The organism is Pelosinus sp. UFO1, assembly GCF_000725345.1.
In the GTDB taxonomy this organism is placed as follows: domain Bacteria; phylum Bacillota; class Negativicutes; order DSM-13327; family DSM-13327; genus Pelosinus.
This window is the reverse complement of the sequence record NZ_CP008852.1, coordinates 4,469,534-4,486,339: the sequence shown is the minus strand read 5'-3', so window position 1 is coordinate 4,486,339 and position 16,806 is coordinate 4,469,534. Positions and strand designations below refer to the sequence as shown.

Sequence of the window (16,806 nt, the reverse complement as noted above, 5' to 3'; positions counted from 1 at the left end):
GCGATAATATAATTAGGAGTAATCTCCAAGAAAATGATTGTAGCACTGCTTTAAAAGTAGAAGCAGATAAGCACATACATAGGAGGATTTTTATTATGATGAGGGCATTATGGACAGCTGCGTCAGGTATGGCTGCCCAACAGTCAAATGTAGATATTATTTCCAATAACTTGGCGAATGTCAATACAACAGGTTTCAAAAAAGTACGTAACGATTTTGAGGACTTGATGTATCAAACGATACGGCAAGCTGGCACGGCTACGGGAGCAGATACTCAATTACCTACAGGCATACAAATTGGACATGGTGTGCGTCAAGTCGCTACACAAAAGGTATATACAGAGGGTAGCTTTCAAACGACTGGAAATGCCTATGATATGGCAATTGAAGGTGAAGGTTTCTTTCAAGTTACTCTGTCGGATGGTACATTGGCCTATACGCGTGATGGCTCTTTTAAAAAGGATTCCCAGGGACGAATTGTTACTTCAGAAGGTTATCCAATAGAACCTGCTATCACGGTACCAGAAGGGGCGACTAATCTTGCAGTATCTTCAGATGGTCGCGTATCGGCAACACTATCTGGTCAGACGACTCCTCAAGAACTGGGACAATTACAGCTTGCAGTATTCGTAAATCCAGCGGGACTTGAAAGTATGGGGAAAAATTTGTTAAAAGAAACAGCAGCATCCGGTAATGCAGTAGTTGGTAACCCAGGTGCTGATAGTGCAGGTACAATCGTACAAAATACGTTAGAAATGTCTAATGTTTCCGTTGTTGATGAAATGGTAAATATGATTGTGGCTCAAAGAGCTTATGAAATGAATTCAAAAGCAATCACCACTTGTGATACCATGCTTGAGCAGGCTGCCAATCTGAAACGTTAGGTGAAAGCAATGGGAAAGAAAATAGGATTGCTGATTTTATTGCAATTTTGCTTTTCCTTGAGTCTTGCACTGGCGCAAGGCGTTGCTGTTACAATTTTTGAACACGCTTTTGTGAATGGCAAAACAATAACACTAGGAGAAATTGCTGATATTGGCGGTGGCAGTTTAGAACAAGTACAGAGGTTAGGCCAATTACAATTAGGTGCTGCTCCGCATCCTGGTAGTAGTTTTGTATTGACAAAAGAAATGCTTGATATGCGTTTAGTAGCCACAGGCGCGGATTTAAGTGGTATCACTTGGGAGATACCCAGTAGTCTTACGGTTAGCGGTAGTTCCCAAAGTATTAGTGGACAAGCTTTAATTGACAAGGCCATATCGGCGATTAGGAGCCAGGTTGGTTCTACTGTTACGGATGATGATCTTGTTATTTCATCCGTTGGTAATGTACAAGAAATACAGGTTCCTATTGGTAATGTGGTACTTAGTACCTCGTTACCCTATGGTATTCGTTATAATACTCCAACAACGGTATTGATCACTACGAATGTAAATGAACAAAGATTTACAAAACTCCCACTGAAATTTGATGTAAAACTATATCGTCAGATAGCAGTTGCCACTCGTGAGGTCAATGCTGGAGATCTAATTACAGAAGATGCTTTACGATTTGAGCGTATGGATACAGGTAAGCTAGCAGCAGGTTATATTATGGATAAGAAAAAAATTGTGGGATTAATGGCTAGACGTTCAATAACTCCAGGTGCTGTGTTAACGGATTCTATGGTGGTTAAACCGATTGTAATCAAACGAAGTAGTTCCGTAACCTTGGTAACTCGTATTGCTACTATGGAAGTAACAGCAGTTGGTCAGGCCATGCAAGATGGATATGAAGGGCAACTAATTCGTGTGAGAAATGCAAATTCCAACAAAATTATTTTAGGTAAAGTGTTAAATGAAAGCACGGTTGAGGTGCTTACGTATAAAGGTACATAAGATTCTTAAGTAATTTAAATTATGTAGTGATTCGAAAGTGAAGGTGTAAAATGTTTAACCTAACAAAGATTATTGTTAGCTTGGCGTTAGGTTTCTTGTGTTTGGCGCCAATGGCAGCATCTTCAGTATCAGCGATGTCCTTGTGGAGTGATGCTGGGTCTGCCAATTTATTTATTGATCATAAAGCCCGCGCAGTCGGTGATACTCTTACGATTATCATTAATGAAAGTTCCAGCGCGAATCGTGTTGGTAATGCAAGTAACTCTAAAACTTCTAGCACAAGTATGAATGCAGGTACAGGAATTTTTCATGGTATCGCTTCAGCCACTGCTGGTAACTCTGATTCTTTTACGGCAAAAGGTTCACTTGCCAATACAAATACTGTTACGGGGCAAATGTCGGCTCAGGTTATCGAAGTGAAACCCAATGGTACTTTAGTTATTTCAGGGACACAGAGCATTAAGCAAAATGGTGAAGAACAAAAAATTACAGTTTCCGGCCTGGTTCGCCCTGAAGATATACTATCAGACAATACAGTATTATCTACTTATATTGGTAATGCGCAAATTCGAGTGGATGGTAATGGCCCTATTTCGAAGAAGCAACGGCAAGGAATTATAAGTCAACTATTCAATTTCTTGTTTTAAAACGGAGGATATTATGCGTAAGTTAGCGGTTAGTGTTGCAATTGCGATTTGTGCTATGTCTGTTCTGACAACTGCAATGGCGTCTAGTGCAGTAACACGGATTAAAGACGTAGCAAAGGTGCAAGGTGTACGGGCAAATCAATTGGTGGGATATGGACTGGTAACTGGATTATCTGGCACAGGTGATTCCAATACACTAGTTCAAACAAGACAGTCAGTAGCCAACATGTTAAAAGGTTTTGGGTTAACGGTTACTGAATCGCAACTTAAATCGAAAAATGTAGCTGCCGTAATGGTTACTGCTCAATTACCAGCTTTCGCAAAACCTGGTGATACAATTGATGTGACGATTTCTTCTATGGGGGACGCAAAGAGTTTACAAGGCGGTATTTTACTGCAAACACCTCTGAAGGCTGGGAATGGACAAGTGTATGCCGTAGGACAAGGACCTGTTTCTACAGGAGGCTACATCGCTAGCGGTGGTGGTAGTAGCCAGCAAAAAAACTTTCTTACGACGGGTACAACTCCGAATGGAGCCATTGTAGAACGTGATGTTCCTACACAATTGGTATCTTCAGACGGATCCATTACCTTGTCTTTGAGCCAACCCGATTTTACTACAGCAACTCGTATTGCTGATACGATTGATAGTCGCTTTGGTTCCATTTCAACAACTAAGGACCCAGGGACGATTATTGTAACCGTGCCCAGTGGATATGGAAGTAATGTGGTAGGTTTTGTGGCAGCGATAGAGGAACTTTATATTAATCCTGATAATATAGCAAGAATTGTGATTAATGAGCGTACAGGCACCATTGTCATGGGTTCGAATGTATCCATTGACGAAGTTGCTGTTGCCCAAGGTGGGCTTAGTATTAGCATTACAAAAACGACAGATGTATCTCAGCCACCACCTTTTTCTAACGGATCTACTGTGACAACGAACAGTACTACAGTAAATGTGAACGAGGATAAGGCAAATATCATGGTGTTGCCATCAACGGCAAGTGTAGGAGATGTAGTCCGTGGATTAAATGCAATTGGTGCTACACCGCGAGATATTATCTCAATACTACAGGCTATAAAAGCATCTGGTGCTTTGCATGCTGATTTACAGATAATTTAAGGTGGGGAAAAGTGGGAATGGAAATATCAGGAATAAGTCCAACTAGTATGATAAATACCTTAGGATCTGCGCAAAATAAAGCAAATGGTGATTTTGCTGACAGCTTGGCAGCGGAAACAGAAAAGGCCAAAGCGTCGAAAGATGATGCCAAACTCAAAAAAACATGTCAAGATATGGAAGCTGTATTTTTAAACATAATGATGGCTGACATGCGAAAAACAGTGCAGAAATCAAAGTTAGTGGATAGTTCACAGGAAGATACCATGCAATCCATGCTAGATAGTGAAATTACAAAAGACATGGCAAAAGCTGGTGGTATGGGATTGGCGGATATGCTTTATCGCCAACTCCATGTTGCTACAGCACCGGTCTCTCAAAAGTCCCAGGCACCGAAATAGTGCCTGGGCTTTTCTCACAAAAAGATTAATTCGATGTTGCTCATATGGGGGTTATTTTATAATGAAGGCTTATAAACGGTTCTATAGTATCTTGATTCTACTACTCTTATTTTCTCAAATTGCATGGGCTGCTCCGGGCAACTCTGTGCTGCAAAAAGTTAGGTTTAGTCAAACACCAGATAAGGTAAGAATTGTATTTGATGTAAATGAGCTACCAGTATATACGGCCAATTTAACTGCAAATCCGGATCAAATTGTACTTGATTTTACTAATACTACTAGTGTAATCAAGCTAACGACGCTGTTATTAAATGATACAGCAGTTAAGGATTTACAATTATCAGAAGTGCAGCCAGGCAAACAGCGGGTTGTTATTAACCTAAAAACATCTGCTATTACCTATAAGGTATTTACATTGGCCAATCCAAATCGGGTAGTGATAGACATTACTAAGAAAGTTGATCAAAAATACGAAGAAGAGATTAGTACGGGTATAAAATATACTTCGTTATACCGCAATACTAATGCAGGCCCTATAACTGCCTACGTTGTTGATTTATCTCCTAGCAGTGCTTATCAAGTAAAACCTGTGCTCTCAAATGATTCGATTGTCGACCGGGAATGTGTTTTGTCAATGACCGAGCGCGCCAAGGCACTTGTTGGTATTAATGCCTCCTATTTTGCTCCAAATGGGGAAATATTGGGTTTGCTAAAAATGGGCGATCAGATAATAAGTACCTCGGCCGTAGGGCGTACTGCTTTAGGTATATTACCTAATGGCCAAATTATGTTTGATCAGATCGACTATAAGGGAAGCGTTACCCTACCAGATGGACGATTAGTAGCAATTACGGGTGTCAACCATGAAAGAGGTCCAGATGACCTGATTTTATATAACAATTATTATGACAATATGACAGGTACTAATGAGTTTGGTACAGATTATATTATAAGTAAGGATACCATTACTGCCATCGCCCATGGTAATGCTGTCATACCTCCAGGGTCTGTTGTTTTATCCGCTCATGGTAGTAATGAAAAAGCATTAGCAGCTTTAAAAGTTGGCGATAGTATCAAAATCAATCAATCGCTAGGTTCCGCATGGGATAGTACCAGTTACGTTCTTGGTGCAGGGCCACGGTTGATTAAAGCTAATAGTGTATTTTTAACAAGTAAATTAGAAGAGTTTCCTTCTGATATAACTGTTGGCAGGGCTCCACGAACGGCGATTGGCCTGACCAAAGATGGCCATATACTTCTCGTTGTTGTTGATGGTCGTCAAGAGCAGAGTATTGGTATGACCCTCTTAGAATTAGCATTGTTGATGCAGGAATTTGGCGCTGTGGATGCGATGAATCTAGATGGTGGCGGTTCAAGTGAAATGGTAATAAAGGGTAAAATCGTAAATAAGCCTTCAGATGGAAGAGAAAGGTCTGTAGGCGATGCATTAATTATTGCTCCGAAGGATTGATAATTCGCTCCAATACTGTATAATGAAATTAAGTAAGGAGGTGGCTTTTATGCTACACAAAAAAAGGATAACAGTGGCAGTAGTAGCATTACTACTGATAGCAGGTAGTTTGTTGGCTACGGCGAGTAATATAGTAGATCAAAAGGCGACTTTATCTGGGCCTGTTACGGCAAGTGGTTTAGTGACTCCAGGAACTGTTGTTCATGAAGGTGATATTTTGGTGCGAGTTGGCACGTTAACTGGGGCAGTCCCAGCATCGAGAGCCACAACAAATGGCGTTGTTAAGGAAGTATTAGTTACACCTGGCAGTAAGATTACCGTAGGCGATACAGTTGTTCGTATTGAAGTCGGTAAATAGAGAAAGGATGATAGTTTTGCAAAAAATATTCAGGCAGTGTCGTCTGGCACTGCTTATTTTTTTATTAACACTACCCGTATCTTCTGTATGGGCTGCCCCTGAAATGATGCCAGTAGAAGACGTAAAACAAGGGATGCAAGGTATAGGAAAAACCGTAGTTTCTGGTACGAAACTAGAAGAGTTTGGGGTAGAAGTGTTAGGGGTTATGAAAAATAAGGGACCATCCGGGGACTTGATTCTAGTACGCACTTTTGGTGATGTCATTGATCGTACTGGCGGGATTGCCCAAGGAATGAGTGGCAGCCCCGTATACATTAATAATAAACTAGTTGGGGCTATCGCTTATGGATGGTCTTTAACAGATCACAAAATTGGTATGGTTACTCCCATAGCCGATATGCTCAAATTGTGGGAAATGCCTGATAAATACAATGCTTCTATGCAGGTAGAGGATAATTTGCCAGGATTTGAAGAAATGGCAACTCCCTTAATGGTATCTGGCTTTAGCAGTAATGCCTTATCAATGTTGCAAGATAAACTTAAGCCATTTAATTTATCACCTTACGAGGTAGGAGTTGCACCTTCTGATGCAGGATTTGGTCCCCTTGAACCAGGCGGTGCTGTAGGAGTAGAATTGGTCCGAGGTGATAGTAGTGTAGCCGCTTTAGGAACTGTTACTTATGTTGAGGGTGATAAGGTGCTGGCCTTTGGACATCCCTTCCTAAAGAAGGGGAATATTGGCTATTTTATGACCAATGCGTATGTTTTTACTACCGTAATGGGTTTAGAGAATTCATTTAAGGTAGGAACAACAGGAGACGCCGTTGGCTTAATTAATCAGGATCGTGGTGCGGCGGTAGCCGGAAAACTGGGTAGGTATCCTACCATTATTCCTGTACGTATAATGGTAAAAGACAACGATACAGGGAAGATCTCAGATTCGGCAATCCAAGTAATAAAGGATGAGCAATTATCGTCCATTTTAACTGCGACTACTGTATTCAATGTGATTGATAAAACAATAGACAGAGTGGGACCAGGGACTGCGAAAGTTAGTTTCGAAATTTCAGGGCGAAATATGCCCGTGGAAGTCATTCGTCGGGAAAACATGTTCTATAGCCCTGCTAGTGTAGGGGAATCGGCTGTAGGTGAATTTTTGGATGCTATGACAATGATCTCAGGCAATCAATACAATCCAGTTGATATTATGGATGTTAAAGTCAATGTTTCAGTTAGTGAAGAGCGTCGTACCGCAACGATTGTTGAGGCTAAGGCTAAGACCCTTACGGCAAAACCTGGCGAGACAATAGATATAGGCGTTAAGATAAAGCCTTTTCGTGGCGAACCAATTGCCCGCATAGTACCCTTTACTGTTCCTAAAGAACAACCAGAAGGTCCTCTTACTTTAGAAGTACGAGGGGGCGGCATGGTACCCATAATGCAACTATTATCAAAACAGCAAGGGCTTGATGAAGGCTTGCTGCTGCTTGCAAAACCAAAACAAAAGAATCAAGGCTTTTCCGATGTCATTAAAGAATTCGTAGAACGTGACCGTAATAATGAGATTGTTGTAGAAGTTTTCAACACGGGCATTGAGAACCTTATGGGCGGTAGCAAAGTAAGTAAAAATAACGTTGATAATAAAAGTCCAGAGAGTTCATTGGATGAACAAACGGCTCATTTGAAACTAGATGCAAAAAATAGTGGCAATAAAGAAATGAAAAATCAAAATAAATCTAAGAATCGCATCGCAACGGACTATATTATTGATGGCGATACTCAAATCCTAGTTACAGTGGTAAAGGACAAACTAAATAATTAGTAAAAAGGGTTTTCCTATAAGATAATAACCCTCTTATATGAATAGTTTTTCATAATGATTGACTATTTACATAAGAGGGATTTTCTTGTTTTATGAATTTCTAGTGGTGATGGTGCAGGGAACTTGTCTTTTTTATGGAATACTTCATATTATGACAAATTCTCAATATAATGATTACTACAAGTGAAATATCAATGTGAGGGATTGCGTATGTTACTATCTTTCTTGGAGAATATTGGGCGGCACGTGATTCATGCTGCAGAGAACAGTGGTCGAATTATGATACTGCTTTTTAATACTGTTTATCACTTTCGAAAACAACCTAGAATGCAGCATGTGCTGCATCAAATGGCACATCTTGGGGTGGATTCCTTACCGATTGTCCTACTAACTATTTTATTTACAGGTATGGTTATTACTTTACAGACCGCCAATGAATTTATTAAGTATGGTGCTCAGTCATCTGTAGGCGGTGTTGTGGCAATTGCCATGGCCAGAGAATTAGCACCCGTTCTAACAGGTGTAGTCGTAGCTGGACGGGTAGGGGCAGCAATTACCGCTGAGATTGGTTCCATGAAGGTGACAGAACAAATTGATGCCTTGAGGGTTATGGCAATTGATCCGATCAAATACCTAGTCGTTCCTAGATTCCTGGCCTGTGTAGTTATGGTGCCGATGCTAGTAGTTTTTGCCGATATTATTGGTACATTAGGCGGATATTTAGTAGCTACTTTATATGCTGGTATTGGCTCCTTTACCTATATCCACTCGATAAAACTGTTTGCAGTAGTCAATGATATAATGGGGGGCTTAGTTAAGGCTATGTTTTTTGGTGGCATCATTGCCATCATTGGCTGTTACAAAGGACTGACAGCCGGGGAAGGCGCAGAAGGTGTAGGTAAAGCCACAACTGCTTCTGTAGTGAGCTCTATTATTTTAATCTTTGTCAGCAATTATTTCCTATCGTTATTAATCTATCGTTAAGGGTATTAGGAGATATGCTTAACCGCAGAGGCGCAGAGAGCGCAGAGAATATAATATAAATCCATCTCTGCGTCCTCTGCGCCTCTGCGGTAAAAAAACGTTACTTTTTTCAGTTTGTAACATAGGACGGTGATTTTATGATAAAGTTGGTTAACATCAGCATGAGTTTTCATGGGAAAACTATTTTGCAAGATATAAACTTAGAAGTAACTCAAGGGGAAACTATGGTGGTTATTGGCCCTAGTGGTTCCGGCAAAAGCACACTACTACGTCTAATGATCGGCCTTTTAAAACCTACAGAGGGAGAAATATGGGTTAAAGGACAGGAAATTACTAACCTATCAGAAGATAGTTTAAATAAAATTCGTATTGGTATGGGGATGGTATTTCAATATTCCGCTCTGTTTGATTCAATGACAGTAGGGGAAAATGTAGCCTTTGGCCTCAGAGAACATACGGATATGTCAGAACCAGAAATTAAGAAGGTTATCTCTCGCAACCTGCGAATGGTAGGTTTGGCAGGGCAAGAAAATGTAATGCCTAATGAGCTATCCGGCGGTATGAAAAAGCGTGTTAGTTTAGCGAGAGCCATTGCAATAAGACCAGAAATTATGTTATATGATGAACCGACAGCGGGGCTTGATCCGATTATGTCAGGGACGATTGATAGGCTCATGATGAACACCAAGCGTGTACTAGGAGTTACTTCTGTTGTGGTTACTCATCATATGTCTAGCGCCTTTAAAATTGCTGATCGCATTGCAGTAATTCATGGTGGGCAAATTATCGAAATAGGTACCGTGGATCAAATTAAAAATACGGAAAATGCCATTGTGCAGCAGTTTATTCACGGTTTTAAATCACCTGGCGCATATGTTCGAAGGAGGTCAGAAATAAAATGAATATGAGCACAGAAGCCAAAGTCGGTTCCGTAAGTATGATTGCCTTTTTGTTATTGGCTTATATGATTATCCATATAGGTAGTTTTACTTTTGGCGATCAAGGGTATCCAGTCCAAGCTGTATTTAGTCAAGTGAATGGTTTGAAGGATGGCAATGTAGTCCGCTATGCAGGCGTAGATGTTGGGCGGATAAAGGGTATAGAAGTGCTTCCAGAAGGGGTAAAGGTGACCTTGCTAATGAGTCCGGGAACGAAAATTCCCCAAGAATCCAAATTTGTTATTGGGGCCGATGGCCTAATGGGAGAAAAATATGTTAACATTATCCCGCCTAGCAAAAGTTCTGGTTTTTTAGTGCCTTATGCAGTCGTGAGGGGAGAAGAGATTCAGGGATTAGACGAGCTGATTGCTTCTTCAGATCGGGTGTTAGCAGAAGTGCATGATTTGGTGAAATCGTTAAATGAAATTATTGGTGATGACAAAGTGAAAGCGGCGATGAAAGGGACAATTCTAAACGCCAAAGAGATTACAGACAATCTTAATACTTTAACAGCTGGTTTGGCACGTATGGTGCAAAACAATGAGGGAAATTTAAGCGAAATGGTAAGTAACTTAAGTGCGATGTCTCGCAGTTTGCGAGATGTAGCAGGTCGGGTAGATACCATGTTGGCAGTGGTCGATAATGATGGGCAAACGGCCAAAGATTTGCGAGAAACCATTCAAAACATTAAAAATACTAGTTTGCGTGTAGAGAAAATGGCAGCTTCTCTAGAAGGTGTTGTAACGGATCCGGAAACGGCTCAAAACCTAAAAGAAACATTGAAAAATGCTAGAGCAGCCAGTGATAAGGCCAATAAAATGCTAACGAAAGTATCATCAATTCAAACTAAAATGGGATTTGAAACTTTATACAATAATGATACAGGAAAATACAGCAGTAATGCTGATGTTAAGATTACTACCTCGCCTCAGGATTTTGCCATTATTGGTGTTAATAATATTGGGGATGGTAGTAAAGGGAATTTTCAGATCGGAAAAGGCAATGAACAATTTTCTGGCCGTGCTGGTGTAATTGATAGTAAGGTTGGAGTTGGAGTTGATACGCAAGTTGGAAAACAAATGAGACTATCCGTTGATGTCTATGACCCGAATGACGTAAGAGTTAAGCTGCGTACCCAATACCAAGTGGCCCCTGATACCTTTATCGTTGGTCAGACGGATAACATCAACAAGCAAGCTGATCGAAATACTTATGTGGGCGTTAGGAAAACCTTTTAAGAAAATTAAAATCTTAAGGTATCATTTCCTTTTATTGTTGACACTGGATATATTTAGCCATATAATTGAAATGTATTGACTGAACAGTCAAGACTGTTTCGACGAATTGAGGGGGATTTTTACATGATAAAACATGCTCATTGGAAAAAACGTTTAGCAGTAGCGTTAACTGGTGGATTACTAATGCTAAATACGGTGGTTGCATTAGCGGCACCAGTCGAGCTAACTTTAGAAGATAGCATTGCCATGGCTTTAAACAGTAATCCTGCAATCAAGATGACAGACGCGGACCGAAAAAGTGCAGAACTGCAAATTAATGTAGCAAAGGGTGGACACTTACCCGCACTAACAGTAGCGCATAGTGATAATTTTTTTCATTCGGGTGCTGATGCTGATACTGATTATGCTACTACAGTATCTTTAGGAGTAAATTTATATACTGGTGGCAAGACAGAAAGTGATATTTCCTCGGCAAAAATTAAGCTAAAAGTAGCTGACTCTGCTGTAGAACAGAGCAAACAAAAGATAAAATTGGATGCTACTAATGATTATTTTACAATTTTGCAAACCAAGAACTCCCTTAAGGTTAGCCAAGAAGCCGTTGATCAAATGGAAGTACATTTGAAGAATGTGCAGGCTCAATATGCTGTGGGGACGGTAGCAAAATCCGATGTATTACGTTCCGAAGTAGAATTAGCAAATAATCAGCAAGCTTTAATTAAAGCAAAAAATGCTTATGATTTAGCAGTTTCTAATTTAAATAATGTAATTGGTTTACCTTTAGATACGGACGTCATAGTAAAAGATGAATTAAAACATGAAAAGTATGCCTCGACATTAGCCGACAGTATTCAATATGCTCTTACTCATCGGCCAGAAGCCCTTCAGGCCGATTATAGCATTGACGTGGCAAAAGAAGCTGTTAAAAGCTCTAAGGCTGGAAAGCTACCAACGGTAAGTGCGACAGCTAAAACTGGTTGGAAGGATAAGGACTTTCCTGGTGCGGATAATAATACCTGGTCAATCGGTTTAGCAGCTACTTGGACGCCTTTTGATTCTGGCGTAACCAATGCCAAAATTAAGCAATCAGATTCAGCAGTGGTAAAGGCTATAGAGCAGGCTAGACAGACGAAGGATACGGTGCAATTAGATGTGCGTCAAGCTTATTTGAATATGAGTGAAGCAGAAAAACGAATTGACACTACCCAAGTTGCCGTAGAAAAGGCAGAAGAAGATTTCAAAATTGCTCAAGTTCGCTATAGCGCGGGCGTGGGAACTAACACGGATGTAATTGATGCCCAAGTTGCTTTGACGACAGCGAAGAATAATTATATCCAAGCCATGTATGATTTCAATACAAACAAAGCCAGCCTAATCAAAGCCATGGGTGTACCTGTGGTAGAGGTGAAGAAATAAAAAATAATAGTTAAGAGCTGGGATGGGACATCCCAGCTCTTTTTTAAACCGAAAATGACATTCTTGGTATTACGCGTTGATTTCCATTTACATGGAATATATTACTTTCACCCGGATAGAATAAATTCAAGCGATGATAAAGGAAGCTGGTCTTCTTGTGTAGAAGTATATGCTGTTATGAACGCCTTATGAGGTGAATCAGGAGGCTAAAATGAAAGAGAAAATCATTGCAGTAATAATAGTAGGTATGCTTCTTGTTGCTGGTAGTATTTTTTGGCTGACTAGAAGCCAAGAAGTTATGACTGGAGCTCAGAATATACTAAGTGAAGAGTTAGCTTCTGCGTTAGGAAGTTTAGTAACTGTTGGGGATATTGAGGTTACTTCCTACAATAGTTTGACCATACATAATATTACGATTTACGATAAACAAGCAGAAAAATTAGCTACCAGTGATAAAATTATTGTTTCCTATAGCCCTTGGAATATTTTATGGGGACAAAATGTAGTGGGCTCTATTTCCGATTTACAGATAGAAAAACCCATTATTTGGCTTACCCAAAGAAAAGATGGGCATTGGAATATTGAAGATGTATTAAACCAAAGTAAAACTACGCAGTCCCCTTTAACCAGCAAAGTGAAGTTAGTAGAGGGTAAAGCAATTGTAAATGCTTATAGCACCACATGGGAGTTCGAAGAATTAAATGGTACTTTAGATTTTGCGAATAAACCAAGAGTAGAACTAAAGCTTCAGGCTTTCCATAATGGAGCGGCGCTGAAAGGTCAAGGAACAATCAATACCCAAGGCCGTAGTACGGTAACTCTTACGGTAGATCAATTGATGTTGGCTGACTACCAAGCATTATGCCCAGCGGATGGCCCTATCAATCTGGTAGGCGGTAGTGCAGAAAAAGTAGAAGTTATTGCCGCTTATGACAAAGGCAATATAGAATGGGCTGGTGAAGCACAGCTCAAAAAGGCGGATGTAGATATTGACGGTGTACCCTTGCGTCAAATAGATGGAGGCATAACTTTTACTAATAAAAAAGTATACGTTTTTGCTAAAACCCAAGTTTTTGATCAGCCAATCGCTGTGCGTGGTAGTGTCCGTATAGATGCCAGTGAGCCAATATTGGATTTAACAGTGGCTTCTACTGATTTTGATCCTAGAGTCCTCGGGGAAAATATTCCAATCAACGGTAAGTTATCCTTTGAGGCTGGAGTCACAGGCGTTACCAGTAATCCTACTGTTATTGGTAATGTAGGAATGAAGACGGGAGAAATTGCAGGCTATCCAGTATCTGATGTACAGGCCAAGTTAGATATGGCGGATAAAAAAATAACCATTCATCAACTAGATGCGGATGTCTTTAGCGGGCATGTTACTATATCAGGTCAAGTAGAACCAGAAACCACTAGCTACCAGCTTGCTTTAAAAGGGCAGCACATTGATACGCAGAATTTAGCTGAGATGATACCCTCTATGAGTGGCTATGTGGATGGGACGGCAGTAATTACAGGTACAGGACCCTTGGCAAATGCCAAGATACAGGGCAACCTAGCCATGGAGCAGGGAAAATATAGTGGTACAAGTTTTACCTCTCTTGCTAGTGGCTTTTATTACCAGAGTGGTAATGTTACAGTCGATTATTTTAATGTTGGCTTGGGGCAAGGCATGGTTACCGCCAAAGGTTTAATTACAGGGCAAAATATGCAGCTAGAGGTATATGGACAAGGAATACCATTACAACTCTTAGGAGAAAAGCTTGGGAAGAAAGTTGAAGGAATAGGCCAGTTTGATGGGGAAATTCATGGCACGCTTACTGCTCCTGAACTATCAGCCAACTTTAGGGCTGATAATGGGGAGATTTTGTACCAACCCTTTACCCAAATCATTGGAAGTCTTTACTTGAATCCTCAGAAAATTGCATTACAAAACGTTGAAATGACCTACGGGGTAACCAAACATAAAATACAGGGAACCTTAGAACTAACAGGGCAGCAGGAAATTAATATGGTAGTCAATTCCCAGCAAGCTAGAGCGGAAACTCTGATAGCTTTGTTGGCGCCAGGTGAAAAATTGACAGGTAATGTAGATAATGAAATGACCTTAAAAGGTCCTTTGGATAATCTCACTATTGATGGACATATTACCCTGACAGATGGTAGTTTTCGTGGGCAACTCCTTGCAAAAGGAACAGGTTTTTACAAACGGGAGCTAGGGATAACAACAATTAATAACTTTGTTATTCAGTCACTCAGTACACAGATCCAGTTGTCAGGTAGTATTTCACCCAATAATGATTTAAATTTTGATGTAGTAGCCCAAGATATTGATCTTGCGAAAATCAATATTACTAGCAAGATTCCATATACAGCCGCAGGGAAGGCAAAATTTAAAGGGAAATTGACAGGCACTCCTGCCATTCCTAACTTTACTGGTGAACTTTCCGCGGATGCATTATCCTTTAATAACCAAACATTTACTGGCGTCCTAGGTACCATCGCAGTTTCTGGAAATGAAGTAAATATCCCCGCGATTTCTTTTCAGCAAGGCAAGGGCAAATTTAATTTTTCTGGTGGCTTTACTCTAGATTCGGGAGAAATGTATGGTACTCTTGATGTAGAAAATGGAGAATTAAAACCAATCATTGCAATGTGCAAATTAGGAGACAAAGAAGTTCGTGGTCTCCTTAACGGACAGATTAAAATGAATGGGACTATGGATAAGCCCATCATCCACGTAACAGGAGATTTAAAAGAGGGAAGTATTAAGAACTATCCGCTAGAAGCGGTTACGATTGATGTTAGATTGGAAAATAATAAGGTTACCGTTAACGATTTTACTGTACATCAAGGTGCAGGGGTTGTTATGGTACAAGGCACTGCAGATTTGAATAAAAATGGTCCCCTTGATTTAGAAATAGGCGGCAGGGATATTGATGCCGGATTAGTGGCCGCCTTCTTTAATACCAGCGTAAAGCCTACAGGCAAATTAGAGTTTGCAGCTCAAGTTTCTGGATTCTCCGATAATCCCCATACAGCGCTATCCTTAGATATTACCAATGGCGGAGTAGGGAATGCTACCTTTGATTCTTTGTATGGCTTATTGATCTTAGACAACGAAATTATCCATGTGAATCAAGTCTTATTAAAAAAGGGTCCTTACCAAGCCAGCGCCTATGGGGTGATTCCAGTTGCGGCATTAAGTCAAGATGGTAGGCAACAAGGAAATCGTGGGGAGGAAATGAATCTCAAAGTACGTTTGGACCAAGCCAATTTAAGTATTTTGTCCCTATTAACAAAAGAAGTCGCATGGGCTGAAGGCCCAACACAAGGCGAAATTACTGTGACAGGGACCTTAGGACAACCAATACTGATGGGTAATATTACTGTCAATGATGGAACCTTAAAATTAACAGCACTGAAAGACCCTATCCAAAAAGTGGGGGTTGATATTGCCTTTGAAGGTGATACAATAAATATTAAGAAATTTGATGGACATATGGGAAGCGGCTTATACAGTGTCACAGGTACCACCAAAATAAGGGGATTAGGTTTAGCTGACTATGATATATCCTTGTTACTGGATAAACCTGTTATTCGCAGTAAATACTTTACAGGACCTATTGATGGCAAATTGAAGCTTAGCCATGATGGAGGTAAGGCAAAACTGGCAGGTAAACTGTTGTTTGAAAATGACATGATTGATATTCCCACTATTCCCGAAATCAAGGAATCTGAGTTGAATATGGATTTAGATGTGGAAGTTGCAATCGGCAAAAAAGTGCGTTTTTACAACCCTTATCTATATGATATTTTAGCTGCTGGACGGGTGAAATTTGGGGGAAGCATGATGGAGCCGGATGTTACAGGACATATTATTGGGATTCGTGGTACTGTCAGTTACCTTAGGACTCAATTTAAAGTCAATGAAGCCAGCGTTGAATTCAGGCAATATGCCTCTTTTGAACCTATCGTTAAGCTAAGTGCTCAGACTCGTCTGCAACAGACCTTGGTAAATCTGAATGTAAGTGGCCCAGCTAGGACAATGCAATTTAGTTTAACCTCGGAGCCAGCGATGAATCAGCAGGAAATCTTATCTCTCCTGACTCTGCGCAGCCATTATTTTGATAAACAAAATGGTGCAAATTCGGAAATCGGACGAGATGAACTTGTTAGTGCCCTTGATGCCGGTTTACAAATGCGCTTTGTTAGTGAGGTAGAAGGTAGTTTGAGAAATGCATTAGGTTTGGATGAGTTTCGTTTTATTAGAGATACCACCTCCAATATTGTCAAAAAAAGCTCTGCAGATAAAAATGAGGATTCTACAGTCAACCGGGAAGTTTATAATTTGCAAATGAGTAAATATTTAACTGATAAATTACTAATAAACTATATCGTGGGCGTGGATCATACGAAAAGTGAGCTATCCTTTCGCTATAGTATAAACAGACGCCTCAATATAACAGGTTCAATTGATGACCAGAATGAAACATGGCTTGGGGCAGAGGCGAGGTTTAGGTTTTAAAGA

General features: G+C 40.3%; 13 protein-coding genes. All 13 read left to right on the top strand.

Going from position 1 to position 16,806, the window contains the following annotated elements; translation table 11 throughout:
• The first annotated feature begins 95 nt into the window (after nucleotides 1-95).
• The 13 genes from flgG (at nucleotide 96) to UFO1_RS21050 (ending at nucleotide 16,803) form a co-directional block, all read left to right on the top strand.
• Nucleotides 96-884, top strand: a complete 789-nt coding sequence (gene flgG, locus UFO1_RS21110) for a flagellar basal-body rod protein FlgG (RefSeq protein ID WP_038673993.1) — start codon at nucleotides 96-98, stop codon at nucleotides 882-884.
• Nucleotides 885-893: 9 nt separating this feature from the next.
• On the top strand, nucleotides 894-1,877 hold the full coding sequence (gene flgA, locus UFO1_RS21105; protein WP_038673991.1) for a flagellar basal body P-ring formation chaperone FlgA: 984 nt from the start codon (nucleotides 894-896) through the stop codon (nucleotides 1,875-1,877).
• A gap of 50 nt (nucleotides 1,878-1,927) precedes the next feature.
• Nucleotides 1,928-2,524 carry a flagellar basal body L-ring protein FlgH gene (locus tag UFO1_RS21100; protein WP_038673990.1) on the top strand — a complete coding sequence of 199 codons (597 nt, stop codon included), beginning with the start codon at nucleotides 1,928-1,930 and terminating at the stop codon, nucleotides 2,522-2,524.
• 13 nt (nucleotides 2,525-2,537) lie between these two features.
• Nucleotides 2,538-3,650, top strand: a complete 1,113-nt coding sequence (locus UFO1_RS21095) for a flagellar basal body P-ring protein FlgI (protein ID WP_038673988.1) — start codon at nucleotides 2,538-2,540, stop codon at nucleotides 3,648-3,650.
• A gap of 17 nt (nucleotides 3,651-3,667) precedes the next feature.
• Nucleotides 3,668-4,048, top strand: coding sequence for a rod-binding protein (locus tag UFO1_RS21090; RefSeq protein ID WP_038675532.1), 381 nt, complete (start codon nucleotides 3,668-3,670; stop codon nucleotides 4,046-4,048).
• A 61-nt stretch (nucleotides 4,049-4,109) separates the two neighbouring features.
• Nucleotides 4,110-5,519, top strand: a complete 1,410-nt coding sequence (locus UFO1_RS21085) for a phosphodiester glycosidase family protein (protein WP_038673986.1) — start codon at nucleotides 4,110-4,112, stop codon at nucleotides 5,517-5,519.
• Between the two features lie 49 nt (nucleotides 5,520-5,568).
• Nucleotides 5,569-5,877 (top strand): biotin/lipoyl-containing protein, encoded by a 309-nt coding sequence (locus UFO1_RS21080; RefSeq protein ID WP_038673985.1) that lies wholly within the window; start codon nucleotides 5,569-5,571, stop codon nucleotides 5,875-5,877.
• Nucleotides 5,878-5,884: 7 nt separating this feature from the next.
• Entirely contained in the window at nucleotides 5,885-7,699 is a 1,815-nt protein-coding gene (locus UFO1_RS21075; protein WP_236639271.1) for a SpoIVB peptidase S55 domain-containing protein, read from the top strand.
• Between the two features lie 210 nt (nucleotides 7,700-7,909).
• Nucleotides 7,910-8,683, top strand: coding sequence for an ABC transporter permease (locus tag UFO1_RS21070; protein WP_038673981.1), 774 nt, complete (start codon nucleotides 7,910-7,912; stop codon nucleotides 8,681-8,683).
• A gap of 137 nt (nucleotides 8,684-8,820) precedes the next feature.
• Entirely contained in the window at nucleotides 8,821-9,585 is a 765-nt protein-coding gene (locus tag UFO1_RS21065) for an ABC transporter ATP-binding protein (protein ID WP_038673979.1), read from the top strand.
• Nucleotides 9,582-10,859, top strand: coding sequence for an MlaD family protein (locus tag UFO1_RS21060; protein ID WP_038673977.1), 1,278 nt, complete (start codon nucleotides 9,582-9,584; stop codon nucleotides 10,857-10,859). Before UFO1_RS21065 ends, UFO1_RS21060 begins: the two co-directional genes overlap by 4 nt.
• 123 nt (nucleotides 10,860-10,982) lie before the next feature.
• Nucleotides 10,983-12,275 (top strand): TolC family protein, encoded by a 1,293-nt coding sequence (locus UFO1_RS21055; protein ID WP_038673976.1) that lies wholly within the window; start codon nucleotides 10,983-10,985, stop codon nucleotides 12,273-12,275.
• 211 nt (nucleotides 12,276-12,486) lie between these two features.
• Nucleotides 12,487-16,803 (top strand): translocation/assembly module TamB domain-containing protein, encoded by a 4,317-nt coding sequence (locus tag UFO1_RS21050; RefSeq protein ID WP_038673975.1) that lies wholly within the window; start codon nucleotides 12,487-12,489, stop codon nucleotides 16,801-16,803.
• Nucleotides 16,804-16,806: the final 3 nt, after the last annotated feature.